Source organism: Streptomyces mirabilis (assembly GCF_039503195.1).
GTDB lineage: Bacteria > Actinomycetota > Actinomycetes > Streptomycetales > Streptomycetaceae > Streptomyces > Streptomyces mirabilis_D.
Map to the genome: position 1 here is coordinate 7873293 of NZ_JBCJKP010000001.1, position 25014 is coordinate 7898306.

General features: G+C 71.5%; 19 protein-coding genes and 1 pseudogene. 8 read left to right on the forward strand and 12 right to left on the reverse strand.

Annotated elements, in window-relative coordinates; genetic code table 11:
* Positions 1-37: 37 nt before the first annotated feature.
* Complete coding sequence (locus tag AAFF41_RS35850; protein WP_319751002.1) at positions 38-1672, reverse strand: acyl-CoA dehydrogenase family protein; 1635 nt, start codon at positions 1670-1672, stop codon at positions 38-40.
* 17 nt (positions 1673-1689) lie between these two features.
* Between AAFF41_RS35850 and AAFF41_RS35855 the strand changes: the two are divergent.
* Positions 1690-2848: pseudogene (locus AAFF41_RS35855) on the forward strand (YihY/virulence factor BrkB family protein).
* Between the two features lie 126 nt (positions 2849-2974).
* Here AAFF41_RS35855 and AAFF41_RS35860 read toward each other — a convergent pair.
* Positions 2975-3826 carry an NAD(P)H-binding protein gene (locus AAFF41_RS35860; protein WP_319751000.1) on the reverse strand — a complete coding sequence of 284 codons (852 nt, stop codon included), beginning with the start codon at positions 3824-3826 and terminating at the stop codon, positions 2975-2977.
* A 103-nt stretch (positions 3827-3929) separates the two neighbouring features.
* On the opposite strand from AAFF41_RS35860, the gene AAFF41_RS35865 reads away from it, so the two are divergent.
* Positions 3930-4865, forward strand: coding sequence for an AraC family transcriptional regulator (locus AAFF41_RS35865; RefSeq protein WP_319750999.1), 936 nt, complete (start codon positions 3930-3932; stop codon positions 4863-4865).
* Positions 4866-4875: 10 nt separating this feature from the next.
* Positions 4876-5562, forward strand: coding sequence for a helix-turn-helix domain-containing protein (locus AAFF41_RS35870; RefSeq protein ID WP_343325239.1), 687 nt, complete (start codon positions 4876-4878; stop codon positions 5560-5562).
* Here AAFF41_RS35870 and AAFF41_RS35875 read toward each other — a convergent pair.
* Entirely contained in the window at positions 5545-5949 is a 405-nt protein-coding gene (locus tag AAFF41_RS35875) for a VOC family protein (RefSeq protein ID WP_319750997.1), read from the reverse strand. The genes AAFF41_RS35870 and AAFF41_RS35875 overlap by 18 nt on opposite strands.
* A gap of 180 nt (positions 5950-6129) precedes the next feature.
* Here AAFF41_RS35875 and AAFF41_RS35880 point away from each other — a divergent pair, with 180 nt between their 5' ends.
* From AAFF41_RS35880 to AAFF41_RS35890, 3 genes are all read left to right on the forward strand, one after another.
* Positions 6130-6531 (forward strand): DUF3592 domain-containing protein, encoded by a 402-nt coding sequence (locus tag AAFF41_RS35880; RefSeq protein WP_319750996.1) that lies wholly within the window; start codon positions 6130-6132, stop codon positions 6529-6531.
* Positions 6532-6586: 55 nt separating this feature from the next.
* Positions 6587-7156: a hypothetical protein gene (locus AAFF41_RS35885; RefSeq protein WP_343325240.1), complete on the forward strand. Its 570-nt coding sequence runs from the start codon at positions 6587-6589 to the stop codon at positions 7154-7156.
* 95 nt (positions 7157-7251) lie between these two features.
* Positions 7252-7905, forward strand: coding sequence for a ThuA domain-containing protein (locus tag AAFF41_RS35890; protein ID WP_343325241.1), 654 nt, complete (start codon positions 7252-7254; stop codon positions 7903-7905).
* Here AAFF41_RS35890 and AAFF41_RS35895 read toward each other — a convergent pair.
* The 4 genes from AAFF41_RS35895 to AAFF41_RS35910 all read right to left on the reverse strand — a co-directional run bounded on the left by AAFF41_RS35895 (position 7883) and on the right by AAFF41_RS35910 (position 13917).
* Complete coding sequence (locus AAFF41_RS35895) at positions 7883-8959, reverse strand: LacI family DNA-binding transcriptional regulator (protein ID WP_343325242.1); 1077 nt, start codon at positions 8957-8959, stop codon at positions 7883-7885. The two genes, AAFF41_RS35890 and AAFF41_RS35895, sit on opposite strands and share 23 nt — an antisense overlap.
* 226 nt (positions 8960-9185) lie before the next feature.
* Positions 9186-9905, reverse strand: a complete 720-nt coding sequence (locus tag AAFF41_RS35900; RefSeq protein WP_319750992.1) for a hypothetical protein — start codon at positions 9903-9905, stop codon at positions 9186-9188.
* Between the two features lie 349 nt (positions 9906-10254).
* Positions 10255-12465, reverse strand: a complete 2211-nt coding sequence (locus AAFF41_RS35905) for a hypothetical protein (protein ID WP_319750991.1) — start codon at positions 12463-12465, stop codon at positions 10255-10257.
* Positions 12466-12588: 123 nt separating this feature from the next.
* Positions 12589-13917, reverse strand: coding sequence for an acyltransferase family protein (locus AAFF41_RS35910; protein ID WP_343325243.1), 1329 nt, complete (start codon positions 13915-13917; stop codon positions 12589-12591).
* Positions 13918-14491: 574 nt separating this feature from the next.
* Between AAFF41_RS35910 and AAFF41_RS35915 the strand changes: the two genes are divergently transcribed.
* Positions 14492-16120, forward strand: coding sequence for a carboxylesterase/lipase family protein (locus AAFF41_RS35915; RefSeq protein WP_343325244.1), 1629 nt, complete (start codon positions 14492-14494; stop codon positions 16118-16120).
* Here AAFF41_RS35915 and AAFF41_RS35920 read toward each other — a convergent pair.
* From AAFF41_RS35920 to AAFF41_RS35935, 4 genes are all read right to left on the reverse strand, one after another.
* On the reverse strand, positions 16059-17615 hold the full coding sequence (locus AAFF41_RS35920; RefSeq protein WP_343325245.1) for an amidase: 1557 nt from the start codon (positions 17613-17615) through the stop codon (positions 16059-16061). The two genes, AAFF41_RS35915 and AAFF41_RS35920, sit on opposite strands and share 62 nt — an antisense overlap.
* Positions 17612-17896, reverse strand: a complete 285-nt coding sequence (locus AAFF41_RS35925; protein WP_205521775.1) for a hypothetical protein — start codon at positions 17894-17896, stop codon at positions 17612-17614. Before AAFF41_RS35925 ends, AAFF41_RS35920 begins: the two co-directional genes overlap by 4 nt.
* A 108-nt stretch (positions 17897-18004) precedes the next feature.
* Complete coding sequence (mmuM, locus tag AAFF41_RS35930) at positions 18005-18955, reverse strand: homocysteine S-methyltransferase (RefSeq protein WP_343325246.1); 951 nt, start codon at positions 18953-18955, stop codon at positions 18005-18007.
* Positions 18956-19350: 395 nt separating this feature from the next.
* Complete coding sequence (locus AAFF41_RS35935; RefSeq protein ID WP_343325247.1) at positions 19351-21471, reverse strand: autotransporter; 2121 nt, start codon at positions 21469-21471, stop codon at positions 19351-19353.
* 158 nt (positions 21472-21629) lie between these two features.
* On the opposite strand from AAFF41_RS35935, the gene AAFF41_RS35940 reads away from it, so the two are divergent.
* The gene (locus AAFF41_RS35940; RefSeq protein ID WP_343325248.1) at positions 21630-23039 is read left to right on the forward strand and encodes an RICIN domain-containing protein; all 1410 of its coding nucleotides are present in this window, start codon (positions 21630-21632) and stop codon (positions 23037-23039) included.
* A 2-nt stretch (positions 23040-23041) separates the two neighbouring features.
* On the opposite strand, the gene AAFF41_RS35945 is transcribed toward AAFF41_RS35940, so the two are convergent.
* Positions 23042-24712, reverse strand: a complete 1671-nt coding sequence (locus AAFF41_RS35945; protein ID WP_343325249.1) for a rhamnogalacturonan lyase B N-terminal domain-containing protein — start codon at positions 24710-24712, stop codon at positions 23042-23044.
* Positions 24713-25014 lie beyond the last annotated feature (302 nt).

Genomic DNA, 25014 nt, shown 5'->3' on the forward strand with positions numbered 1-25014 from the left:
CCCCGCGCCCGGTGCGGAGACCGGCTTGGGAAGCAGCTCAGGAAACCGGTCGGGCCCGATCCACCACCGTGGCCAGATCGAGACTGTGCGGCAGGGTGCCGAAGGCCGAGCCCCAGTCGCCGCCCAGCCGTGAGGCGCAGAAGGCGTCGGCGACCTCCGGGGGCGCGTACCGCACGAGCAGTGACCCCTGCAGCACCAGCGCGACACGCTCCGCGAGCCTGCGCCCGCGGCCCTCGATGCCGTCCAGGTCGGCGAGTTCGCCCAGCAGGTTCTTGATCGCGCCGTCGAGCCGGTGGTCGGCGCCTCGGGCCCGGCCCACCTCCTGCAGGAACGCGTTCAGCGCCTGCGGCTCCCGCTGGATCGCGCGCAGCAGGTCGAGCGCCTGCACATTGCCCGCTCCCTCCCAGATGGAGTTGAGCGGCGACTCGCGCAGCAGCCTCGGCATGCCGGACTCCTCGACGTACCCGTTGCCGCCCAGGCACTCCAGCGCCTCCACCGCCACCGGGGTGCAGCGCTTGGTCACCCAGTACTTGGCGGCCGGCACCGCGAGCCGCAGGAAGGCCCGCTCGTCCTCGCCACCGTCGTCGTACGCCGCCGCCAGACGCATCGCCAGCGTCGTCGCCGCCTCCGACTCCAGCGCGAGGTCCGCCAGCACGTTGCGCATCAGCGGCTTGTCGATCAGCTTGCCGCCGAAGGCCTCCCGGTAAGTGCAGTGGTGCACGGCCTGCGCCACGGCCTGCCGCATGACGGCGGCGGCGCCGAGCACACAGTCCAGCCGGGTCACGGCGACCATCTCGATGATGGTGCGCACCCCGCGCCCCTCGTCTCCGACCCGGCGCGCCCAGGTCCCGTCGAACTCGACCTCGCTCGACGCGTTCGACTTGTTGCCGAGCTTGTCCTTGAGCCGCTGGATGCGGAACACGTTGCGGGTCCCGTCCTCCAGCACCCTCGGCACCAGAAAACAGGTGAGCCCGCCCGGCGCCTGCGCCAGCACCAGGAACCCGTCCGACATCGGAGCCGAACAGAACCACTTGTGCCCGGTCAGCTCGTAGGTCCCGTCCTCGGCGAGCGGCCGCGCCTCGGTCCTGTTCGCCCGTACGTCACTGCCGCCCTGCTTCTCCGTCATGCCCATCCCGAAGAGCACACCGGCCTTCTGGGAGGCGGGCCGCAGCCCCTGGTCGTAGACGGTGGACGTGAGCAGCGGTTCCCAGAGGGCGGCGAGCGCCGGGTCGGTGCGCAGGGCGGGCACCGCCGCGTGGGTCATCGAGAGCGGGCAGCCGTGGCCCGCCTCGGCCTGCGACCACACGACGAAGCCGGCCGCGCGCCTGAGGTGACCGCCGGGACGGCTCCAGGCCGTCGTCAGCCCCGCAGAGACGCCCTTGCCGAGCAGTCGGTGCCAGGCGGGATGGAAGTCGACCTCGTCGACGCGGTTGCCGTAGCGGTCGTGGGTGCGCAGCTTCGGCGGGTTCTCGTTGGCGAGCACCCCCCACTCCTGCACCTGCGCGGAGCCCGTCGTACGCCCGAGCAGCGACAGCTCCTCCTGTGCCTCGTCGAGAAGTCCTGGATCAAGGTGTCGCTCGACCGCCTCCACGAGGGCCCGGTCGGCGGCGAAGACGTCATATCCGACCAGGGGCGGAGCCTGGTTGGTCACGGTGTGGGTGCTGGCTGCCATACGGATACGGTAAGGACGTGCACCAGGCAAAAGAAACACCTGAACGGTCTCCCGTGGGCCGCTTTCACCGCGCTCGCGCGCTGTACAGGAACGTGTCGAAGCGCAGGACCGCCTGGCTGCTGCTCAAGGACACCGTCAACTCCTGCATGGAGTACCGGATCCTGGGGCTGGCGGCCGAGGCCGCCTTCTTCACACTCCTGTCCGTGCCGCCCCTGCTGCTGAGCCTCATCGGACTGCTCGGGTACGTGGACGCCTGGACCGGCGCGCACTCGATCGCGAGCCTGGAGTCCAACATCCTCGAGGCCTCCCGCACGGTCCTCACGGACAAGGGCGTCCATCAGATCGCCGAACCGATCCTTCACGACGTGATGAAGGGCGGCAGGCCCGACATCATCTCCCTCGGTTTCCTCTTCGCCCTGTGGTCGGGCTCGCGCGCGGTGAACGTCTTCGTCGACACCATCACCGTGATGTACGGCCTCGACGGCACCCGGGGGATCGTGGCGACGCGCGTGATGTCGTTCCTGCTGTTCATCGTGGCGCTGCTGATCGGCTCGATCGCGCTGCCTCTGATGGTCGCGGGCCCGGACGCGGTGGTGCAGATCGTGCCGTGGTCGGCGACGCTCGTGCAGGTCCTGTACTGGCCTGTCGTCATCGTGCTCTCGGTCGTCTTCCTGACCACGCTGTACCACGTGTCGGTGCCCGTCCGCTCACCCTGGGTGGAGGACGTGCCCGGCGCCCTGGTCGCCCTCGCCATGTGGGTCTTCGGCAGCTTCCTGCTCCGTATCTACCTGACCAGCACGGTCGAGGGCCCGACGATCTACGGCTCACTCGCCGCCCCCGTGGCCGTCCTCCTGTGGATCGGTGTCTCCGCGTTCGCCGTCCTCGTCGGCGCCGCCGTCAACGCGGCCATCGACCGGGTCTGGCCGGCCGCCGCCACGGCCGCGGCCCGCGCCGAGAACGAGCGCCTGCGTCAGGAGCAGGCCGCCGAGTACGTCGCCCGTGCCGCCGCCCACCGCGCCGGCGACCCCGACCCCGACGACCCTGACATGCCCTCCGAGTTCCCGGAACGCTGGTCCCGCTTCCTCCCCGGAGGACGTGACCTCCCGCCTCCGCACCCACGTCAAGAGCTCCCACCACCCCCGAAAGAACAACGACGACAACCGCGCGGGGGAGTAGGACGCCCCACGGGAGGCGCCCCTCAGGGGCGCGGGGAACTGCGCGCCCAGCCGCCACCCACCCGCACCCGAAGAACGCACCCCGGGGGTCTGGGGGCGGAGCCCCCAGGTGGGGGAGGGGACGGACCTACCCCTTCCACGCACCCCCCACCGCCGCCTCCCGGGCGAACGCAGTGAAATCGCGAGGCTCCCGCCCCAGAACCTGGCGCACACCCTCCGAAAGGTGGGAGTTGCGCCCGTCGAGCAGGCTCTCGAAGAGCTCGACGAGGAACTCGACCTCCTCCGCCGGCACCCCGAGCCCGGCCAGCTGATCGCCGTACTGGCGCGCCGTCACCGGGAGATACGTCAGCTCACCCCCCGTCGCCGCCGCGATCTCCCCCACCGCCTCCCGGAAACTCAGCAGCCGGGGCCCGGAGACGGCGAGCTCCTGCCGGACATACCGGTCGCCCCCCGTGAGCACGGCCACCACGACGTCCGCGATGTCCCGCACATCGACGAACGGCTCCCGCACCTCACCGGCGGGAAACACCAGTTCCCCGCGGAGCAGCCCCTCCACCAGCGGCCCCTCGCTGAAGTTCTGCGCGAACCACGCGGCCCGTACGACCGTCCAGTCGGCGCCCGACGCCCTCAGCGCCTCCTCGGCCGGCCGCGCCCGCTCCTCACCCCGCGAGGACAGCAGCACCAGCCGCCGCACCCCGAGCCCGACGGCCTCCCGTGCCAGACCCCCGACCACCTCGGCCGCGTCGGGCGAGCCGACATCCGTGGGGTGGACGAGATACGCCGCGTCGGCACCCCGCAGCGTGTCCGCCCACGTCGACCGGTCCGTCCAGTCGAACCCCGCCGCACGGGACGCCGCCCGCACCCTCAGCCCCGCCGCCCGCGCGGCCTCGGCCACCCGCCGTCCGGTACGCCCCGTGGCGCCCGTCACCAGCACCGTCATGTCCCCTGCGCGCTCTTCGCCCGCCCTGTTCTGCGTCATACCGACAGTGAAGCGCCGCCCGCGCAGGACTCCCATCGCCGAGGGCCTCATTCCCATAAGCGGACGTCTACGTCCCTTCCTCTCCGACGTCTACGCTGACGCCATGGACGCACTCGCCGGCCTGCTGGAGGGCCCCAGGGCACGCGGCGCCTTCATGATCCGTGCGTGCTTCGACCCGCCCTGGTGCGTACGCGTCGAGGACCGCGCTCCTCTCACGATCATGCTCGTGGTGCGCGGCGGGGCCTGGGTCGTGCCGGACGCGGGGGAAGGCGTGTTCCTGCGGGCAGGTGACCTCGCGATCGCCCGTGGACCCGACCCGTACACCTGCGCGGACGAGCCGGGGACCCCGCCGCAGGCGGTGATCCTGCCGGGCGGCGAGTGCACCTATCCCGACGGGCGGTCCCTGAAGGGCCAGTGGGACCTGGACGTCCGTACCTGGGGCGACCGGCTCGACGGCTCCACGGTGCTGCTGATCGGGACGTACATGATGCGGGGCGAGATCAACGGCAGGCTGCTCGACGCCCTGCCGCCGCTGCTCTCCCTGACGCAGGACGTGTGGGACTGCCCGCTCACCGCGATCCTCACCGAGGAGATCGTCCGTGACGAGCCCGGCCAGGAGGTGGTCCTGGACCGGCTCCTCGACCTCCTCATGATCGCCGCGCTGCGCGCCTGGTTCTCCCGTCCGGAGGCCGCCGCCCCCGCCTGGTACCGGGCGCTCGCGGACCCCGTCGTCGGCCGGGTGCTGCGGCTCGTCCAGGACGACCCGGCACACCCCTGGACGGTGGCGACGCTCGCCGCGAAGGCCGGGGTGTCGCGGGCCGCGCTGGCCCGCCGCTTCAGTGAACTCGTGGGCGAGCCCCCGATGACGTACCTCACCGGCTGGCGCCTCGCCCTGGCCGCCGACCGGCTGCGCGAAACGGACGACACCCTCGAGGCGATCGCCCGCCACGTCGGCTACGGCAGCGCGTTCGCCCTGTCCAGCGCCTTCAAACGGGTGTACGGGGTGAGCCCGCAGGAGCACCGGACGCGGGCGGCGTAGCCTGACGTACATGTACGTGGAGCGGCCTTCCCGGTTGGCGGGCGCCGTCGTGTGGTCCCGTGGCACGTCCGGTTCCACGGTGGGGTCCGTGCTTCCCGACGGCTGTATGGACCTGCTTTGGCACGAGGGGCGACTGCTCGTCGCCGGGCCCGACACCCGGGCGCACGTTCCCGAGGGCGCGGCCGGGCACTGGGCGGGCGTCCGCTTCTACCCCGGCACGGGGCCGACGTTCCTCGGCGTACCCGCCCACGAACTGCGCGACCTGCGCGTCGACTTGGCGGACCTGTGGCCGGCCTCGGAGGTCCGGCGCCGCACCGCGCGGGTCGCCGCGGCCGCCGACCCGGTGACCGCGCTGGAGCAGGTGGCACTGGACCGGGCGGCTGTCACCGATCCCCCCGACCCGCTGCTGCGGGAGGTCGTGACGGCCCTGGGTGCGGGCCGGTCGATCGCGGCGACGGCCGACCGACTCGGCCTGAGCGCACGCCAGTTGCACCGCCGCTCACTGACCGCCTTCGGCTACGGGCCCAAGACCCTCGCCCGCGTCCTGCGCCTGCAACGGGCGCTCGCCCTCGCCTGTACCGGGGTCCCCTTCGCGCAGACGGCGGCCCGCTCCGGCTTCGCCGACCAGGCCCATCTGGCCCGGGAGGTAAGGGAGTTGGCGGGCATGCCGCTGGGGGAACTACTCGGCCGCGGGTAGCGCCGCGAACAGGTCGACGCCATTGCCGTCCGGGTCGTGCACGACCGCGTACCGCATCCCCCAGAAGGCGTCCCACGGCTTGAGCTCGCCGCGGTACCCGGCGCCGACCAGGTCCTCGTAGACGGAGTCGACCTCCGCCGGGCCGTCGCAGCCGAAGGCGAGCGACATCCGGCCGCCCCCGTCGGCCGGCGGCCGCCACCCCGCGTGAAACGAACGGACCGTCTCCTCGGTGTCGATCGCCAGCCGGGACCCTCCGGGCAGTTCGGCCTCGACGTGCGGCTGGTCCTCGGCGCCCTCGGGGAAGACGAGCCCGAGGCGGCGGTAGAAGGCGAGCGTGGCGGCCATGTCGGAGGCGACCACGCCGATCACGGCGAATCGTGGAGTCATGGGGACACCGTAGGAAGAGAGCGGGAAGCGGGTCTTGAACGAATCGGACGGAGTCCCTCGGCGGGCGGAACGACGGGAACCGAACTCCGGAACGACGGGAACCGAACTCACGGAGGAGCACGTCTCCTGTGGCCGGGACAGAGCAAGTACGGGTCACCGGTGTGGAGGGAAGGCGAAGGCATGTCAGGCACACTCGGGGGCGTCCTGTGCGGGGGAGTCGGCGTGGCCCTCCTCGGCTGCGCGCTCTCGGAAGGCGTCCAGATGCGCCGGTTGCGCCGTCACGGGCTCCACACCCACGGCGTGGTGGTCGACAACGTCCGCGTCCGCAGTGAGGACGGGCCCGAATGGGTGCCGGTCATCGAGTTCCTGGACCACCGGGGTCACCGAGTGGAGTTCAAGCCCCGTATGCGCGGATCCGGAATGGGGCTCGCCACCGGGCTGACCGTGCCCGTGATCTATCCGCGGCACAACCCACGGCGGGCCAGGGTGCGGATGTGGCGGCACATGACGGGACCGGTGGTCGTCCTGGCGTTCGCCGCAGCGGCCTTCCTCACGGTGGGCGTCTTCATCGTCGTGAACTGACGTGTATCTGCACTGCCGCACACCTGTGGAACACCTGTGCGGCAGGATGGGCGCCATGATCCGACCTGTGCGCGTGCTGTTGCTCCCGGTGGTGCTGCTGGTTCCCGTACTGCTCACGGGGTGCGGTTCGGAGAAGGCGGGAGCCGGGCCCGGAGTGGACTCGTCGGCCTCGGTCGCCGTGCCGGGCCGGGCCGAACTCGACGCACGCGCACGGGCGTTGCAGATCGCACCGGAACTCGTGTACGTCACGAAGGCTCCCGGCTACACCCTCGCCCAGCAGTCGGTCGGCGTGTACGGCGACGACGGCTTCTCCGGCGTGTACTGGGCGAAGGAGACCAACGCCCAGATCCAACTGTCCGTGGAACGGGGCACGATGACGGCGCGGTCCTGCCCGAAGCAGCCGGTCGGCGGCATGGCGGGCGAGCGGACGGTGTGTGAGCGGGACGGCGACGCGTGGTACCGCGCCGGTGGGGGCCGGCACGAGTACGCGCTCGTCGAAAAGGGCCATGTGCTGAAAGTGAGCGGTGACTCGACGAAGGTGACGCGGGCCGTCCTGCGCTCCGCCCTCCACTCCGCCCACCGCCCGAGCGACGCCGAACTCGCCGCCGTCCTGCCACCGGCTTGAACAGCCACGACACCCGTGGAGCGGGGTGACTTGCCGCCGACGGGGGACGGGACACCCGACAGCCGAAACGATTCCCCAGGCATAGGCTCGCGCCCATGACCACCCGCGTTCTCGTCTACACCCGCACCACCGACTACCGGCACGACTCCATCCCGGCCGCCGTCGCCGCCGTACGCTTGCTGGGTGCGACCCACGGCTTCGACGTCGACGCCACCGAGGACCCGGCCGCATTCGAGACGCGCCTCGACCCGTATGCGGCGGTCGTCTTCCTCTCCACCAGCGGGGACGTGCTGACTCCGCCCGGACGGACCCGGCTCGCGGCGTACGTCGAGGGCGGTGGTGGGTTCGTCGGAGTGCACGCCGCCGCCTGCACCGAGTACGACTGGCCGTACTACGGCGAACTCCTCGGCGCGCGCTTCGACCGGCACCCGGAGTACCAGCCGGGCAAGGCCGTCGTCGAGGACCGCGGGCATCCCGCGACCGAACACCTGCCGACCGTCTGGGAGTTCACCGACGAGTGGTACGACTTCCGCGCCAACCCGCGAGGTGCGGTCCGCGTCCTCGCCTCCGCCGACGAATCCTCGTACGAGGGCGGCGGCATGGGCCGGGACCATCCCCTCGTCTGGTGCCGGGAACAGGGCGCGGGCCGGGTCTTCTACACCGCGCTCGGGCACGCCGCGGAGGCGTACGAGGACCCCGACTTCCGTGCGCATCTGCTCGGCGGCATCACCTGGGCGGCCGCCCGCTGAGCGATTCGGCCGCTCTCCACCGGAACGGTACCGGCCCCGTACTCGCCCGTTCCACCAGACGCGTCGACAACTCCGTACGCGTGCCCTCAGGTTGCTCGCCCGCCATCATCCGCACGAGCAGGCGCAGTGCCGTCGCGGCCATCTCGGAGAGCGGCTGACGCACGGTGGTGAGGGCCGGAGTGGCCCAGCGCGACTCGGGAAGATCGTCGAAGCCGACCACACTGAAGTCGTCCGGGACTCTCAACTCCCTTTCGGAAAGGGCTTGGTAGGCACCGAGTGCCATCCGGTCGGAACAGACGAAGACAGCGGTGGGCGGCTCGGGGAGGTCGAGGAGTTCCCGCATGCGGCGGTGGGCCCCGGTCTCGCTGAAGCCGCCGTAACGGACGTACTCGGGGCGGTGCCCGATCCCGGCCGAGGCGAGGGCCGAGCGGTGGCCGGCGACCCGGGCGCCGCCCCACATCCTGCGGCGGAAGCCGCCGATGACGCCGATGCGCTCATGGCCGAGGGAGAGGAGATGTTCCGTCGCCAGCACCCCGCCCTGCCAGTTGGCCGCGCCCACCGACACCACACCGGGCGGCGGTTCGAGCACCGGGTCGATCATCACGAACGGGATGCGGTGCTGCTCCAACCAGGCGTACTGGGACGGGGTGAGCTCGGCCAGGTTGAACAGCACGCCCGCCGAACCCCGCGTGGTGAGCTTGTCCAGCCAGTCGCGCTGCGGGCGTGCGCCCCCGGTCCGGGTCAGGCCGGCCGAGACGACCACCTCCAGGCCCGCGTCGTGCGCCGCGCCCTCCACCCCGTGCAGCACCGCACCCGACCAGGAGCTCTCCAGCGAGTGCACCACGAGGTCGACCAGCCCCGGCGGCTTCGCCACCTCGAAGCGGGGTCTGCGGACGTAGCCGAGCCGGTCGAGCGCCTCGGTGACGCGGCGGCGGGTCTCCGGTGCCACGTCCTCCCGGCCGTTGACCACCTTCGACGCCGTCGGCACCGAGACTCCCGCCGCACGGGCGACGACCGCCAGCGTCGGCCCGGCCACGCTTCCCGTACGCACCATGAGAGCCCGCCTCCCCGGCCCGCCCGAGGGCCCGTCGAAAGTTTCGAACAGCACTGCTCGCACGACCGGCATCGCGACCGCGTAGCAAACGCTTTCTACACTAAGCCCGCCCCAATACGGCGTGAAGGGGGAAGGGTTGACGGAAGTCCTCGGGACTCCTCGCGGGCTGAAACTCTCGAAATACCGACCATCGGCCGGATCGTGCCGACCAGGAGATCGGGCACGGTCAGGCGATGAGGACGGCGTCGCCCAGCGCCGTGGTGAAGTAGGACTTGCCCTCCGAGCCGGTCTTCGTCATGACGCAGGTGATCTTCACCTGGTCCTGCCCGGAGATGTCGACCGAGAGCTTCGTGACGGAGCTGGAACGGGTCTCCACGGGGCGACCGATCTGGTTCCCCGAGGCGCTGGTCACGGAGACGGAGCCGACCGACCCGATGGCGTTGTACGAATCGGAGGCGATGCCCACCGAGGCCTGGAGGGTCTTGTAGCCGCTGACGTTGTACACGGCGCTCTGGCCGTTCGCGTCGCAGTTGAGCCGGACGGCCTTCGGATAGCTGTGGCCGAGCAACGTGGCGGGGGAGGCGTTCGCCTCGCCCCCGCCGTCCACCACGCCCAGGTCCGCGAGAAAGGTCCGTCGGCCCGGGGCGGGGCTCCCGGAGGGGTCGCTCGGGTCGTCGGTGGGTGACTCGCCCCCGGAGAGAGTGGTCTCGGAGGGGCTCGCCGTGACGGTCGAAGTGGCTGTCACGGTCGCGGTCACGGTGGCCTCCGCCGACGGCTTCGCGTCGCCCCCGGAATCCTTGTTGATCACGACCACCTGCCCGCCGAAGAAGCCACCCACGGCCGTCGCGGCGAGGACGAGCAGTTCGACCCACCGCGGAATGCCCCGCTGACGGCGTGGAGCGGGTGGCGGATCGGTGGCGTCCCGTTGTTGCTTGTCGAGATTCACAGTTGTCCCTCTGTGGAGCGACGGACCGGCGGACCGGCCGGGACCGGTCGCGTCCCGGTTCGTGTGCTGGTGACATGCGTCCGGGCAGGCCGAGTCGGCCCGCCCGGACACACAATGTGACGGTCACGCTAGCCAGCTGAAAGGCGGCGTGTGGGCACGCTCGGCACTTCCGATCCGGCAATCGGAGTGCGTTTCATCAGGGGCGCGTGCTGGGGAGGACGTGTGCCACCGCGCGCCCCCGTCGGAGGCCGTTCCGGCACGTTCCGGTGTCCCTTTCGGGGGCCGCTCCCACACGTCTGGGTGCCCTCGTCGGAGGCCGTTCCCACACGTCCCGGTGCCCCGGTCGGCGTCACGTCTCCCACACGTCGAGCCGGCCCGTGGTGTCGAGTGTCGCGATCCGCCGGCCGTCACGGGTGGCGGCGAAGTCGTTGTAGTAGCCCGACTGTTGAAGCTGGGTCCCGGCCGGTCCGACGGTGGGGCACACGAGCCGGCCGCGCTTGAGCCAGAGCAGGGTGCCCGTGTCCGTGCACACCAGACGCATCTGCGCCGCGCCGCCTCCTTCGAGGCTCTCCCGGTCTCCCAGCGGTCTGCGGTAGACCTCCTTGTCGTCGTCGACGCTCCACACCACGACCTCCTCGAAGGTCACGCACCCCACGTGGCCGCCGGACGGGGAGACCGCCAGCCAGCACCCGGGGTCGGGCAGGAGCACGCGCAGGAACCTGTGCCTGGCGTAAGGCAGGCTGTTGACGGTCTCCTTCACCAGCGGCTCGCCGCCCCTCCGGTGAATGTGGACCCTTCTCGAACTCGCCATGGCGATCACGGAACCGTCGGTGCTGACAGCGCTCGCCGCCAGGGCCGGCGGGCACACGACGGACTCGATCGGCGTCCCGTCGTCGAACGTCCGTACCGTCAGCCGATTCCTGTCGTGTGTCGCCAGCACGTCGCCGCCGCTGGTCACCAGGAAGTGATCGGTACCGAGGCGGACGGGGGCCGCGCGCCGCACGCCGCCGTCCCTGGGGAAGTGTGTGATGTCCAGTTCCTCCGGACGGGCCGCGACGACGCTGTGGGTCAGGGAGGCCACCAGGGCCTGGTGCCCGAGCCGCAGCGCCGGTGACCGGCCCCCGACGCCGGGCAGTTCCTCACCCGAGACGGTCCACCGCCTGACGCCTCCACGCCCGTCGACGACCACGACCGTGTGGTCCGGTCCGAACCCGACCACGGCCTCCTTGTCGCGCACTCCGGATTCCGCACTCCACAGCTTCCGGCGGGGCGCCTGGTCCGGTACGAAGGCGGGGGCCGTCGGCGCGCGCGGCCCGGTCAGTCCGGGCATCTCGAACGAATCCCTGGCGGCCCGCTCGGACGACAGATCCGCCGCCCCGCCCGAGCCGGTGCGTCCCAGCAGTTCTCCCGCCGCGTGCGCAGCGAGCCGCGCGCACCACGTACGACCGGCGTCGCCGAGGTCGGTGTACGAGGTGAACAGCAGCGCCTGGGCCTGGAGCGAGAGCAGGAACTGCAGTTCCCAGGACTCGCTCCAGTGCCGCTCGCGCATGATCCGCAGCGCGGTGTCCCGGACGGCGGCCACCCGCGCCGCCGCCTTCGGCACGATCTCGGCGCGGTGCGTGGCGGCCGGGTCGACCACGAACCGGAGCAGGGCGTGGCGCTGGTCCGGCGGCAGGGGGTGCCGGATGTGGGGGACCAGGGCGGACAGCAGCAGGGTCGCGAGATCGCGGCCGAGCGCGGCCCGGTCGTGGAAGGTGCACAGATCGATCAGGTGGTACTCGTCCGCGCGGACTTCCTTCTCCCAGCGGGACACGATGATGTTGTCCAGGTGCAGATCGCCGTGGGCCCGGCCGCGCAGCACGCGTACGGAGGGATCGGGCAGCGCGGCGGAGTCACCGGTCACCATCAGGTAGGGGTTGGGCAGACGCAGTCCGTCGCTGTAGAGCCAGGGCGGAGAGGGTTCCAGGACGCCCAGTCCGCGACCCCAGGCCCGGACCGAACCACCGCCCTCCCAGGCGTCGCCCAGTTCGGTGCGCAGGAACTCCGAGGCGGTCACCGACTCCGGGACGGCGGCCTGTGCCCGCTCCTCGGCGGGACCGTTCCACTCGGTCAGCAGCCCGCGCACGACCTCCGCGAGCACCCGGTCGGTCTCCTCGCCGTCGAGCGAACCCAACGGCGCGCTGTCCCGCAGGCTGTCGCCCGCCGCTTCCTGGAACATGAGGGTCCGACCGTCCGGAAGGTCCCGGGCGGGGAACGGCTGTCCCACCAGGTGACGCCGGCTGAAGTCCGGGGCCGCGTCCAGCGCCGCGCTCAGCGCCTCGGGTTCACGGGCGGACGCTCCGGCGGGGAGGACCTTGACGATGAGCATCCGGGCCGGAGGCGCGCATTCCATCGCGAGGAGCGAGGCGCCCGTGTAGCTCCTGCCGCGCACACTCCACAGGGGGCGCCGCACATACAGCGCCGTCAGCCCCTCCTCTCGCGCCCAGTCGGTGAGTTCCTCGACGACCCCGGGACCGCAGTCCCGTCGGATGATCTCGGCGTCTTCCTTCGCGATGCGCACCAAAGAGAGCTCCTCGGACGGCTCTGACCGGAACGGATCAGCCTTCCACGAAGCCATGGACGACACGGGGAAAGTCCTGAAATCTGCCGACCACCAGTACCGCCGACAGAAGCTGACGTGACATCAGGCGGCCTCCCGCAAGGCCTCCTTGGGCCCCCCAGTGTCCCGGTCGACCGTCGTCAGGCGTCGTGCCGTCAACAGTGTCGTGCCCAACAGCAGGCCCAGTGCGGGCAGGACGGGGAACCGGCCGTCGGGAGCGAAGCCCCGGGTGGCGAAGCGGGTCAGGGCGATGACGCTCGCCGCCAGACCGAGCCAGGGCAGCCAGGAGCGGGAGGAGCGGGAGAAACCGGGGTCCGGGCGCGTCCGTTCGTAGAGGAGGCTCAGCCCGCGCTCCAGGGGACGCAACGCCCGCACGACACCGGTCAGGACGACGCCGAGCACGAGGAGCCACGGCAACCGGAGTCCCCACCAGGCCGCGGACCCGAGGGTGGGTTCGGGCGCGAGGCCGGTCAGATAGAACGCGGCGGCGACGATCAGCACGGGCAGCATGTGCCACAGATACAGCGTCATGCTGGCGCCGCCCACGGGGCGCACCGCCCGCCACACCCGCTCGCGGTCCAGCAGCCGTCGTACCGCGGGCGCGGCGAGCAGGCACAGGCCGACCTGGGCCACCGCCCACGCGAGCATCGCCGCCGACGGTGGATCGGTGTTGCTGGGGGTCTGCCCGGTCACCAGGATCAGACTGACCGGGAACGGCCCGAGGGTGATCAGCGCGGTGAAGGCCAGTGTGCCGCCCGCCGCCAGCGCGGCCGGGAGCGGCCGACGCTCCGTCAGCAGGCCGTCCCGCCAGCAGAAACCCAGTTGGTAGGCCACGCCCCAGACGAGCACGTAGTCGAGCAGTCCGACGTAGGGCGTGTGCACCGTCACCACCAAGGTGTCGGCCGCGAGGGCGACCGCGCCCATCGCCACCGGGACGAGGAGCCCCCAGCGCCGGTGGGCCGCGTGCAGCGGCGGGGTCAGAGCGCTGAGGAGCAGATACACCGGAAGGAACCAGAACTGCATCGCCATCGCCCAGCCCACCAGTTCAAGGGTGTTCGGGTCCACGCCGACCGCCGAGCAGATCCCTACGGCGGACAGCACAAGTCCGCTGTACACGGCGGCCGGAAGCAGTAGCCGCAGCGCCCGCGCTCCGACCCATCCGGCGGCCGTACCGCGCGCCGCCCGGGCCCGCGCCCAACTGCCGCCCGCCGCATGGCCCCCGGCGAGGAAGAACAGCGGCATGATCTGGAACCCCAGCGTCAGCCACTGGGTCCAGGGCACGGTCGCCAGCAGCTCCGGCGCGCGGATCTCCCCGCCGGGCTCCCGGACGAGGGCGGTGATCAGCCAGTGGCCGAGCACCACCAGGCCGATCGCCCATGCGCGCAGGAAGTCGACGTAGCGGTCTCTGCTCATGGGCTGTCATGCTGCCGCAGTGCCACCACGGGCCACCGCGGGGAGCCCGGGCCGCAACCAATTCGTGCCCGGTACGACATCCCCCGCAGGCAGGAGCCCGACAGGTCCGGTCCGACTTCGGCGATCGCGGTGGTCGTGCGGAAGGCGCTGGTGGCAGACGGGCGTCAGGGGGCACCCAAGCAGTGGATCCTCACGCTCCGGCTGCGCGGGCGGTGCTCTCACCACAGGGACCGCCCCTGCGCCCACCACGGCCGCGGGCGCAACTCCGGTACGCCGGTGCGAGTTTCGTCGAGCGCCTGAACGTGGAGAGCGCCCGAGGCCACTTCGTGAGACGGGCGGGCGGCGGCGTGACCCGCTCCGGACGCGGCCTCACCCGAACGCGCGTACGTGTCGGCAGGGCATCGGCAGCCGAGCGTGGTGAGGTGATGCGGGCGGCGGGAACCGGGCCGGATTCGCCGGCAGAAGTGGATCTTGATGTGTCGAGATCCACTTCATGGGGAGTCGCGCTCACCGGAGGCGGTGTGATGCTCTGCTGCGGAAGGACACGACGCGCGGGTGAGGAGCTGGTGGGCGGATGGCGGTGGACGCGGTGGACTCGGCTTCACGGAGGCACGACCCGGTGGTCACCACTCCCTACGGAGCGGTGTGCGGCCGGTACGAGGACGGGGTCGCCGTCTTCCGCGGCGTCCCCTACGCGGCCCCGCCGTTCGGCGCCCGCCGCTTCCGGCCACCCGTCCCGCCCGAGCCCTGGGACGGTGTGCGTGACGCGGGGGAGTTCGGGCCGACGCCGCCCAAGCCCCCATACTCCGAGGCGTTCGCGCGGCTCCTCGCCGACCCCGTGGTCGCCGGTGACGACTGCCTCAACCTGAACGTCTGGACACCGGAGCCCGGCCCCGGGGCCGGGCTGCCCGTCATGGTGTGGATCCACGGCGGCGCGCTGACCCGCGGCTCGTCGGCCGTGCCCGTCTACGACGGCCAGGCCTTCGCACGCGACGGTGTCGTCCTCGTCTCGATCAACTACCGGCTGGGTGTGGAGGGTTACGGCCTCTTCCCGGACGCGCCGCCCAACGCCGGGTTGCGCGACCAGCTCGCCGCGCTGGAGTGGGTGCGGGAGTCGATCGCGCGGTTCGGCGGCGACCCGGACCGGGTGACCGTGTTCGGCGAGTCGGCCGGGGCCATCAGCATCGGGGCGCTGCTGGCAAGCCCGCGCGCCCAGGGGCTGTTCCGGCGGGCCGTCCTGCAGAGCGGACCGCCGGAGGCGAGCGAGCGCGACAAGGTACGGCGCATGGTGCGCAGGATGGCCACCCGGCTGAAGGTCCCGGCGACGGCGCGGGCGTTCGCCGCCGTGGACCGCGCCCTGCTGCTGCGCACCCAGGCCGACGTGGCCAGGCTCGGCAGCCCGGTCCTCGGCGGGCCCGCCTTCGGGATCGTCGTCGACGGCGACCTCGTCCCGCGCCACCCGATGGAGGCACTCCTCGCGGGCGGCGCGTCCGACGTCGAACTGCTGCTGGGCTGGACCAGCGAGGAGTACCGGCTGTGGCTGGCCCCGGGAGGTCTGCTGGAGCGCGTCGACCGGCTCGGTCCCGTCGCCCTGGCCGGTGCCATGGCCCGCTGCCGCTGCGGCCACGAGGTGCCCCGCGGCTATCGCGCGATCCATCCGGGGGCGGGCACCGCGGACCTCGTCGGGCAGATGGTCACCGACCATCTGCTGCGGGTGCCGCTGCACCGGCTCGCCGATGCCCGTCCGCCGCGGACACCCGCGTACGTCTACGAGTTCGCCTGGCCCTCCAACGTGCCGGGCCTCGGCGCCTGCCACGCCCTGGAGCTCGGCTTCGTCTTCGACACCGTGGAGGTGCCCCAGGCGGCGCAGCTCGCGGGCCCGGGCGCCCCGCAGGAACTCGCCGACGCGATGCACTCGGCGTGGGTGCGGTTCGCGGTCGAGGGCGACCCGGGCTGGCAGGCCTGGGACGCCTCGCACCCGGTGCGGATCTTCGGTGCGGGCGCACCCCACACCGTTCTCGGACCGCGCGACCGTGAACTGGCGCTGTGGGACGCCGAGTCGGGGCGGCCCGGTGCCCCGCTCAGCTCCCCGGAGTCCAGCCCGTCGCCGCGCCCGCGCCGACCCCGCCGGGTCATGGCCGTCAGGCCGAGCTCGTGGCCACCTCTTCCGCCGAGAGCCGGGGGCGGGCGATCGCTGCCCTGAGGCGCGCGGCGGCCGGGACCGGGTCGGTGGGTCGCCGCGTGTGCCAGTCGGTGACCGCCTGATACGCGGCGGCGACCTCCAGCAGCCGGTCCTCCTCGTAGGGCTGCCCGCCGAGGATCGCCCCCACCGGCACTCCGCCCGCGTCGAAGCCGATGGGGAAGGCGATCTCCGGCAGCCCGAGGATGTCGAAGGGGACGGGCCCGGTCTGCAGGAGCACGTCGCAGCGGTTCATGAGCCCGTCCAGGACCTCCCGCAGCAGATGGTTCTTGGCCCGCTGGGCCGTGATCCACTCGTCGCCCGAGAGCATCAGCCCCTGGAGCCAACTGAGCAGCGACACACCGAACTTGGCCGGGTCCTCGCGCAGCCAGTGCCGGAACGGCTCGGTGCGCTCGGCGAGCCGGGCCGCGTTGAAGGTGCCGGTCAGCAGGGTCCAGTCGGCGGGGTAGGCGATGTCGACGAGGACGACACCGGGAATCGCGTCCAACTGGTTCAGGAGGGCGGTGCGCAGCTCCTTCTGCGCGGCCAGGAAGTCCGACGGCACCCCGATCCGGGTGGCCCGGCGCATCCGAACCGCCCCGCCGCGCGAGAGTACGGGCGTGGCGGCCCGTACGAGATCGGGCACGGCCGGGAGTCCCAGCGTGCGCGGGTCCTTCGCGTCGGGACCGGCCATGACCTGGAGCATGAGCGCCGCGTCCATGGCGTCGCGGGCGAGCGGCCCCGAGTGGTCGCGGGTGAAGGACAGCGGGATGACGCCGTGGATGGACACCCGGCCCATGGTCGGCTTCAGACCGGTCAGGTTCTGCTGGTTGGAGGGCAGCACGATGGAGCCGCCGGTCTGGGTACCGATCGAGGACGCCGCCATGCGCCCGGCGACCGAACAGGCCGGTCCGGTCGAGGAGCCGCCCGGGTCGACCCCCGGATCCCCGGGCGTCCAGGCGTTGACCGTGGTCACCGTCCCGTTCGGCTTCGTCGCCCGGGTGGTGGCCAGCGGCCCCATCTGCCCCTTGCCGAGCACGATCGCGCCGGCCGCCTTCAGCCGGGCCACGGCCGTCGCGTCCTCGTCCGGCACGAAGTCCTCGAAGATGGAGGAGTTGCAGCGCGTCGGCACGCCCCGGGTGAAGTAGTTGTCCTTGACGCAGAGCGGGATCCCGCGCAGTACGCCCCGGGCGCCCTGCCCCCGGTCCGCCTTGCGTGCCGCCGCGAGCGCCGCGTCCGCGGTCACCTCCGCGTACGCCTGATACGTCCCGTCGTACCGCTCGATCCGGTCGAGGTACGCCTCGGTGAGGGTCGTGGAGGTCAGCTTCCCGCGCCGCATGAGCACGACGGCCTCGGTGAGTGTGGCCTCGGTGGGGTCCTCGAGCGCCTCGCGTACCTGGATGTCGGGCACACGGGGAGTCGTGGAGGCCTGCGCCGCGCTGGCCGTCCGCAAGGCGACCCCGCTCGCCACGGCCGTCGAACTCGCCAGGAACACCCGGCGGTTGAGGGATCTGCTCATCGCGCGTCCGCCTTCCCCGTCCAGGCCTCCGTGATGGAGGGATAAATGAGGGGCGGCGAGGCCTGCTGCGCGTACGCGGGGGCCTCGGCGGGCGGCGCCCAGCCGGATATCGCGCCGGGGGTGGAGGCCACGAACGACCGCAGGTTGGCCAGCACCTGGTCCCGGGTGGGCACGCCCGTCGCCGCGTCGAACACCTCGGGCAGCAGGGAGAGGTCGAACCCCGCGAGCGCGAGGCGGGTCCGTACGTAGGCGTCCAGTTGCTCGGTGGTGGGCTCGCTCAAGTGGGCCTCCATGATCGGCTGACGAGTACGGGGACTCCATCACCCGTCCGTGAAGCCCTCGTTGAGCGCGTGCTTCACGCGAGTTACTGCACGGGCGTCAGCACCCGATCACCGCACCGGCGCCAGCGCCCGGGTGATCCCCGCGATCGCCTCCGGTCCCACCCGGCAGCACCCCCCGATCAGCCGTGCCCCGCCCCGCCGCCAGCCGGTCACCTGCTCGGCCGTGAAGGTCGACAGCCCGTTCCAGGCCCGCGCCTCGGCGTCCCACACCTCGCCGCTGTTCGGGTACACCACCACCGGCTTCCCGGTCACCCGCGCCGCCGTCTTCACCGCGCCGTCCACGTCCTCGGGGGCGCAGCAGTTCACGCCGATCGCGATGATCTCGTCCGCGTCGGCGGCCGGGGCGAAGGCCTCCTCCAGGGGTTGCCCGGCCCGCGTACGGTCCCCGACGACGGTGTACGACAGCCACGCCGGTACGCCAAGACCGCGTACCGCCCGCAGCAGCGCCTCGGCCTCGTCGGCGTCCGGCACCGTCTCCAGGGCCAGTACGTCGGGCGCGGCGGCGGCCAGCACCTCCAGGCGGGGGCGGTGGAACCGCTCCAGCTCGGCGACGCTCAGCCCGTACCGCCCCCGGTACTCCGAACCGTCCGCGAGCATCGCCCCGTACGGGCCGACCGAAGCGGCCACCCACAGCGGCCGGGTCGCACCCTTCGCGTGCGCGCGACGGGCCGCCTCCCGCGCCAGCTCCACGCTGAGGCCGAGGAGTTCGGCCGCCCGCCCGTGCGGGATGCCGCGCTTCGCGAAGCCCTCGAAGGTGGCCTGGTAGCTGGAGGTGATCGCCACGTCCGCGCCCGCCTCGAAGTACGCGAGGTGCGCCTCGGTGATCGCCTCGGGCCGTTCGGCGAGCAGTCGCGCCGACCACAGCTCGTCGCTCAGGTCGTGCCCGGCCGACTCCAGCTGGTTGGACATGCCGCCGTCCAGGACGACCGTTCCGGAGGCGAGGGCGTCGGCGAGGGAGGGAGAGGGGGAGGAAGCGCTGCGGGGGGTGTCGCTGGTCATGTCACGACGCTAGTCGATGGGGACGGCCGCGACCCGTTATGTCCATCTGGTGAGTAGAAGAGGCCCTGGCCTGGGGGGACCTGAAGGTGCTCACCCGGGGCAAGGAGACCGGCGACGCCTGGGACCGTCCGACGACCGCACCTTCGGAGAACTCTCCGGTCTGACGGCGCTGAGCGCGCTGACGGGACTGTCCGCGCTCACGGAGATCAATCTGGGCCACTGCCGCGACCTGGAGGACTGCCGCCCCTGCTCGACCTGCCGTCCCTGAAGCACGTCACCATGCCCTACCGCATGTGCTACCGCGAGTACCACGGAGATCCCGATCCCGTCATGACGAAGCTCGCGGAACGCGGGGCGACCGTCGTCCACCCCTGACCCACTCGTCCACCCATGACTCACCGTGAGGCAGCGTGCCGCCGTCCACCGCGTCGCCGTGACCGGCCCCGCCGGACCACCGGCACCGCGAGCGCGGCCAGCAGCGGCGCGAGCAGCAGCGGCCACCACGAGTTCGCGTTCTCGCCGTCGCCGACGGCGCTGGAGTTCTTCACGGACGCGGCGCCGGACGCGGAGGGGGACGGGGCCGCGGTCCGGTGCTTCGGTTCGGCCTTCAGGGTGACGTCGTTGCCGTCGCCCCCGCGATAGCTGATCCGGTACGTCGTGTCGGCGAGCTCGACCGTGGCGCCCTCGCGCAGGCCGGAGAAGGCGCCGGTCGTCCTCGCCCGGCCGGTGTGGGCGAGCACCCTGATCTCGCGGGCGGGGCCGGTCCCGGCGGCCGACAGATCGAGGTCACCGGCCAGCCGGACCGCGCCCGTCACCTTCAGGGGCTTGTCGCGCAGGACCAGCGTGCCCTGCGCGCCCTGCGTGTAGTCGCCGGTCACCGTGAGGGCGCCCGCGACCTCGCCGTCGTTGACGACCGCGCCCCGTACCGTGCCCTTGCCGCTGAGGGACGTGGACACCCGAAGTCCCGTCGTCCGCACGTCCAGCCGCGCACCGGCCGAGGTGAGCCGAATCGCCTTGCTGTGCGCGAGCGTGGCGCCGGCGGTCAGGGCGAGTGTGCCCTTGGTGACCGTCGTCGGGCCCGTGTACGACACCTCGCCGCCCGTCAGGGTCGTCGTCGCGGCACCCGACTGGGTGAGCCCGCCGACGCCGTCGACATGGGACAGCGACACCGGAGTTGTGGTGTTGCGGACGATCAGCGTGCCGTCGTCGACGATCCGTCTGCGCCCGGTGCCGGTCATCAGCGAGCCGTCACCGCCCCGCGCGCCCGAGCCCAGCCGCAGCACGGCGCCCTTCTCGATGGTCGTCGACCCGTCGTAGTACTGCCCCGCCGCGAAGGTGACGTCGTTGCCGGGCGTCCCCTTGATCACGACATCCCCGGCGCCGGGCGCGGCGAGTGTGTCGTGGTACCGGCCGCCGCCGATGGGCGCGCCCAGGGTGACGGGACCGTCGTAGGCGAAGGTCAGCCGGGAGCGGACGCCGCTCGCCATGTGCAGGTTGACGTAGACGGTGTCCTTCGTCCCCGGCATGAAGATCTCGTGGGTGGTCCCGTCGCCCCACTGGACGTCCGCACCCTCGATGTTGGTGCCGCGCTTGTTCAACTGACGGCCGATGGGGCGCCAGTTGAGGACCGGGTCGCTGAGCGACGGGTCGGTGTCGCCGCCCTGGTCGCTGTAGCCGTACTGGCCGGTGAGCACGACCTTGCTGCCGGGCCGCGAGTGGACGTTGACGTCGCTGCCGTACGCGCGCTGGTAGAAGTTCTGGCGCAGGGTGATCGTCTGGTACAGAGGGGTGTCGATGATCCAGGAGCCCTGGTTGAGGATGGCGCGGGCGTTCGGGAGCGCCACCGGGTACTCGGGGCGGCCCACCGCCATGCCGGTGCCGTTGTCGATCACTCCGGAGAAGGGGTGGGTGCCCGCCAGGTCGAGGGTGCCCCACATGTTGCGCGGCTGGGTGACCAGGCCCGAGCCGCTGATGGTGCCGATGTTGAAGGTGCGGGTGAGGGAGAGGCGCAGGGTGCCGTCGACGCGCACGTTGAGCTGGTTCAGCCGGTAGCCGGGGGTGTTGTAGGGGAAGTGGCCGATCAGACCGGTGCCGCCGCCGGTGCCGTACTGGAGGGTGGCGCCCCGCTCGACGGTGATCGCGGGCGGGTCGGGGTTGCTCACGGTGGTATACGGGTGGTTGCCGCCCCAGGTGGTCACCCTCTGCCGCTGCCGGGCCGCCGGGAGCGTGAAGTCGCTGTCCTTGGTGAGGATCAGCGTGCCGTCGCCGCGCACGGTGAGGGTGCCCCGGCCGCGGAACACCCCGTCGTACGTCGTCGTGCCGGACGGCACGGTGACCAGCGTGTCGCCGGTGAGCGTGACGTCCCGGCCCGCGAGGACGTCGGCGGTGGCGTCACGGCCGGCGGCTTCCGAGGCCGCCGCGCGAACGGAGCCGAAAGAGGGAGGCGCGGTGACCAGGAAGGCGACGGTCGCGAGGGCGCCAACGGCGGCTGCTGACTTGTGGGTAGGGCTGCGCACGTCATCGGAGACGTACGCGGACGGCGGCGATAACAGAAATCTCGCGTCCATCTTTGTCACGCGCGACCCGTTGACCTTCCCGTAACACACCCTTACCTTTTCGGCGTTCGTAATGACAGATGCCGTACGAAATCTCGAACCCCTCCGAGAGGCGTCAGATGAGACGTGTGTACGCAGTCCTTGTCGCCCTGTGCTGTGCGTTCGCCGCGGCACTGGTGACCGCCGGACCGGCCCAGGCGGCGGCCCAGACCATCACCAACGGCACGCAGTTCACCGACACTTCGGGCAACGCCGTGCACGCGCACGGCGGCGGGGTGATCAAGGCCGGCAGCTACTACTACTGGTTCGGCGAGGACCGCGACGCCGACAACACCTTCAAGTACGTGGACGCCTACCGCTCCACCGACCTGAAGAACTGGGAGTTCCGCAATCACGTACTGACCCAGTCCAGCGCCTCCGAGCTGGGCACCGCCTACATCGAGCGGCCGAAAGTCATCTACAACGCGTCCACCGGCAAGTTCGTGATGTGGATGCACAAGGAGAACGGCGTCGACTACAGCGAGGCGCGCGCCGCCGTCGCCGTCTCGGACACGGTCGACGGGAACTACACCTACCAGGGCAGCTTCCAGCCGCTCGGCCAGTACATGTCCCGTGACATCACGACCTTCGTCGACACGGACGGCACCGGCTACATGGTGTCGGCGGCCCGCGAGAACTACGACCTGCAGATCTACAAGCTCACCGCCGACTACACGGGCATCGACAGCCTGGTCGCCAACCCGTGGGTGGGCGGCCACCGCGAGGCACCGGCGCTGTTCAAGCGCAACGGCGTCTACTTCATGCTGACCTCGGCGGCCACGGGCTGGAACGCCAACCAGCAGCAGTACGCCACCGCGACCAGCATCGCCGGCCCCTGGACCGCGATGACCAACGTCGGCGACTCGACGACGTACAACTCGCAGACCGCGTACGTCCTTCCGCTCCAGGGGACTTCGGGCACCTCGTACCTGTACATGGGCGACCGGTGGGGCAACTCCTTCGGCGGCACCGTCGACGACTCGCGTTACGTCTGGCTGCCGTTGACCTTTCCGACCTCCACCTCGATGTCCATGTCCTGGTACCCGGAGGTCTCGCTCGACACCACCGCCGGCACGATCGCCGGGACGAGCGCCACCTACGACACGCTCGTCGGGCGGTCCAGCGCCAAGTGCGCGGACGTTCCCAGCCAGTCGCTGTGGCAGGGCGTCGCGATCAGCCAGTACACCTGCAACGGCGGCACCAACCAGAAGTGGTGGTTCAAGGACCTGGGCACCGGCTACCACGAACTCATGGGCCGGGGCAGCTCCCTGTGCCTCCAGGAGAACTCCGCCAGTGTCACCCAGGAGAACTGCACCGGCGCCACCGCCCAGCAGTGGAGCCTGACCACGTCCGGCAGCTATGTGCTCGTCAAGGCCCGGGCGAGCGGCAAGTGCCTGGACGTGTCCGGCGCGTCCACCGCCAACTCCGCCGCGATCATCACGTACACCTGCAACGGAGGGACCAACCAGCAGTGGACGCGGGGAACATGACGTCAAATCAGTAGGTCGACGGCGTCGATGGAGGTACCCGCGCTGAGGAAGGACGTCGACCCCGAACCGCTCGCCACGTAGATCTTCAGGGTGTTGTACGCAGTGGTGTCCGTCAGCCAGGCGGACGCGGGAACGCTGTAGGTGAACGTGTAGTTGTTGCCCCGGTAGGAGCCCACGGTCAGCGACCGGGTGCTCGGCTGGGCGGGCGGCGAGGGGACGGCCGAGGTCCAGGTGTCGTTGACCACGATCTGCGGGCGGCCGTTCGCGTAGGCCGTGGTCACGCCGATGCGCAGGGTGTGCGCGGCGGCGGCCTGGGCGGCGGTCAGCTTGAAGTACACGATGATGCCGCTGTTCACGTCCTTCCACAGATAGCAGGGGAACGCCGAGGTCTCGGTGCCGCTGCCGACGACCACGTTGCCGGTCCAGGACGCGGCCCGGACGTCCGACGGATGCGCGTACGTCATCAGGTCCGCGTTCTTGAACCCGCTCGGCGTGCCGTCCCAGGCGCCGATCCGCCAGATCGCGCTCGCTTTGGACGGGTCGTTGGAGGAGGGGATCGCGATGCTGTTCAACGTCGTGGTCCCGCCCGCCGTGACCGTCACCGACGTGGTGTACACGGCGAGTTCGCCCTTGAAGACCGTCAGGGTGTACGACCCCGGCAGCACGCCCGCGACCGAGAAGTAGCCGTCCGAGGCCCGCGCCGAACCCCAGTACTGCGCGGCCGAGTTGGCGAGCCCGACCGTGTACGCGTACGCCGTGTCGCGCCCCGAGATGCCCACGCCCGCGACCCGGCCCCGGCCGCTCGCGGCCGTGTACCCGGAGATTCCGAGCGAGTCCGCCCAGGAGGTGGTGAGGTTTCCCGCGTACAGCGAGGAGGAGGGCGCGCCGCCGTCTGTGAAGGCGATGACGTACGGACCCTGGAGGCCGAAGCGCTCCGACTCCGTCTGGTTCTCGCCGTAGTACAGGATCTCGTACAGCCCGCCGCCGTCCGCGCTCTGGTGGCGCAGCAGGGAGCGGTAGAACGGGCCGCCGGAGGCCTTCTCGTGGTTGCTGCGCACGATCCACAGGCCGACGCTTCCGGTGGTCCAGCCGATGTAGTCGTAGTCGATGACCCGGAGCTTCGAGTAGTGCTTGGAGCGGGTCTGGCCGTCGGACTTCGCGAACACGTCCGCGGACTCGATGGTGGTGGGCGCGTACGTGTAGGAGTCCGGCTCGTCGTTGAGGAACAGGCCCGCCTTGACGCGCACGATGTACCGGGTGGCGCTGACCGACGTGTCGGCCTTGTTGGTCCACAGATAGACGTTGTTCTCGCCGCTGCGGGCCGCGTAGTAGTGCTTGAGCGTGCCGTACGCGACGGAGACGAGGATCGTCGAACCGGACTGCGCGATGGTCACGGTGGAGGTGCCGAGGCCGGACTCGACGTGCGAGTTCTTGCCGCCGTAGCCCTGGTACTCGGTGCCGCGGTAGACGAGCGAGGTCAGGTCGCCGTTGGTCTTGCTGACCTTGAAGACCAGGTTCGCGCCGGTGTCGACGACGTAGTTCGAACCGTCGTCCGTGTAGCCGAAGCTCGCGGCGGCGGCCGTCGGGGTGAGGGCCGTCGCGCTCACGGCCGCCGCGGTCGTACCGAGGACGAAGGTACGGCGTCCGAGTGATCTGTCGGTGGATCCGGACATGGGGGTGCCTCCTTCGGAGGTGGGGGTGTGCGGGTGTCCGGAAGACTGACAGTTGAATCGATTTCGCGAAAGGGCTTTCGCTTCCTGGGAGTTGGCAATCATGTGAAAACGCGCCGCGCACTAGAAAGCGCTTGCGGAGAGCGGTACGGTCCTGCCGCCAGGTCTTGTCGTCCTGTTGGAGGAGCCGCAATGAGACGTTTCATCCCGGGCGGCCCCGGGGAAGTTCAGGCACGCCCCCACGCCGCGCGGCACGCACTCCCGCCGCACCGGCCAAAGGCCCAAGTAGCTCCGCTACGAGGACG

What these genes read in the sequence shown, in the direction of transcription:
- AAFF41_RS35850 (WP_319751002.1), bottom strand. Translation starts at nt 1,672, where the DNA reads ATGGCAGCCAGCACCCACACCGTGACCAACCAGGCTCCGCCCCTGGTC.
- AAFF41_RS35860 (WP_319751000.1), bottom strand. Translation starts at nt 3,826, where the DNA reads ATGACGCAGAACAGGGCGGGCGAAGAGCGCGCAGGGGACATGACGGTG.
- AAFF41_RS35865 (WP_319750999.1), top strand. Translation starts at nt 3,930, where the DNA reads ATGGACGCACTCGCCGGCCTGCTGGAGGGCCCCAGGGCACGCGGCGCC.
- AAFF41_RS35870 (WP_343325239.1), top strand. Translation starts at nt 4,876, where the DNA reads ATGTACGTGGAGCGGCCTTCCCGGTTGGCGGGCGCCGTCGTGTGGTCC.
- AAFF41_RS35875 (WP_319750997.1), bottom strand. Translation starts at nt 5,949, where the DNA reads ATGACTCCACGATTCGCCGTGATCGGCGTGGTCGCCTCCGACATGGCC.
- AAFF41_RS35880 (WP_319750996.1), top strand. Translation starts at nt 6,130, where the DNA reads ATGTCAGGCACACTCGGGGGCGTCCTGTGCGGGGGAGTCGGCGTGGCC.
- AAFF41_RS35885 (WP_343325240.1), top strand. Translation starts at nt 6,587, where the DNA reads ATGATCCGACCTGTGCGCGTGCTGTTGCTCCCGGTGGTGCTGCTGGTT.
- AAFF41_RS35890 (WP_343325241.1), top strand. Translation starts at nt 7,252, where the DNA reads ATGACCACCCGCGTTCTCGTCTACACCCGCACCACCGACTACCGGCAC.
- AAFF41_RS35895 (WP_343325242.1), bottom strand. Translation starts at nt 8,959, where the DNA reads ATGGTGCGTACGGGAAGCGTGGCCGGGCCGACGCTGGCGGTCGTCGCC.
- AAFF41_RS35910 (WP_343325243.1), bottom strand. Translation starts at nt 13,917, where the DNA reads ATGAGCAGAGACCGCTACGTCGACTTCCTGCGCGCATGGGCGATCGGC.
- AAFF41_RS35915 (WP_343325244.1), top strand. Translation starts at nt 14,492, where the DNA reads ATGGCGGTGGACGCGGTGGACTCGGCTTCACGGAGGCACGACCCGGTG.
- AAFF41_RS35920 (WP_343325245.1), bottom strand. Translation starts at nt 17,615, where the DNA reads ATGAGCAGATCCCTCAACCGCCGGGTGTTCCTGGCGAGTTCGACGGCC.
- mmuM (WP_343325246.1), bottom strand. Translation starts at nt 18,955, where the DNA reads ATGACCAGCGACACCCCCCGCAGCGCTTCCTCCCCCTCTCCCTCCCTC.
- AAFF41_RS35940 (WP_343325248.1), top strand. Translation starts at nt 21,630, where the DNA reads ATGAGACGTGTGTACGCAGTCCTTGTCGCCCTGTGCTGTGCGTTCGCC.
- AAFF41_RS35945 (WP_343325249.1), bottom strand. Translation starts at nt 24,712, where the DNA reads ATGTCCGGATCCACCGACAGATCACTCGGACGCCGTACCTTCGTCCTC.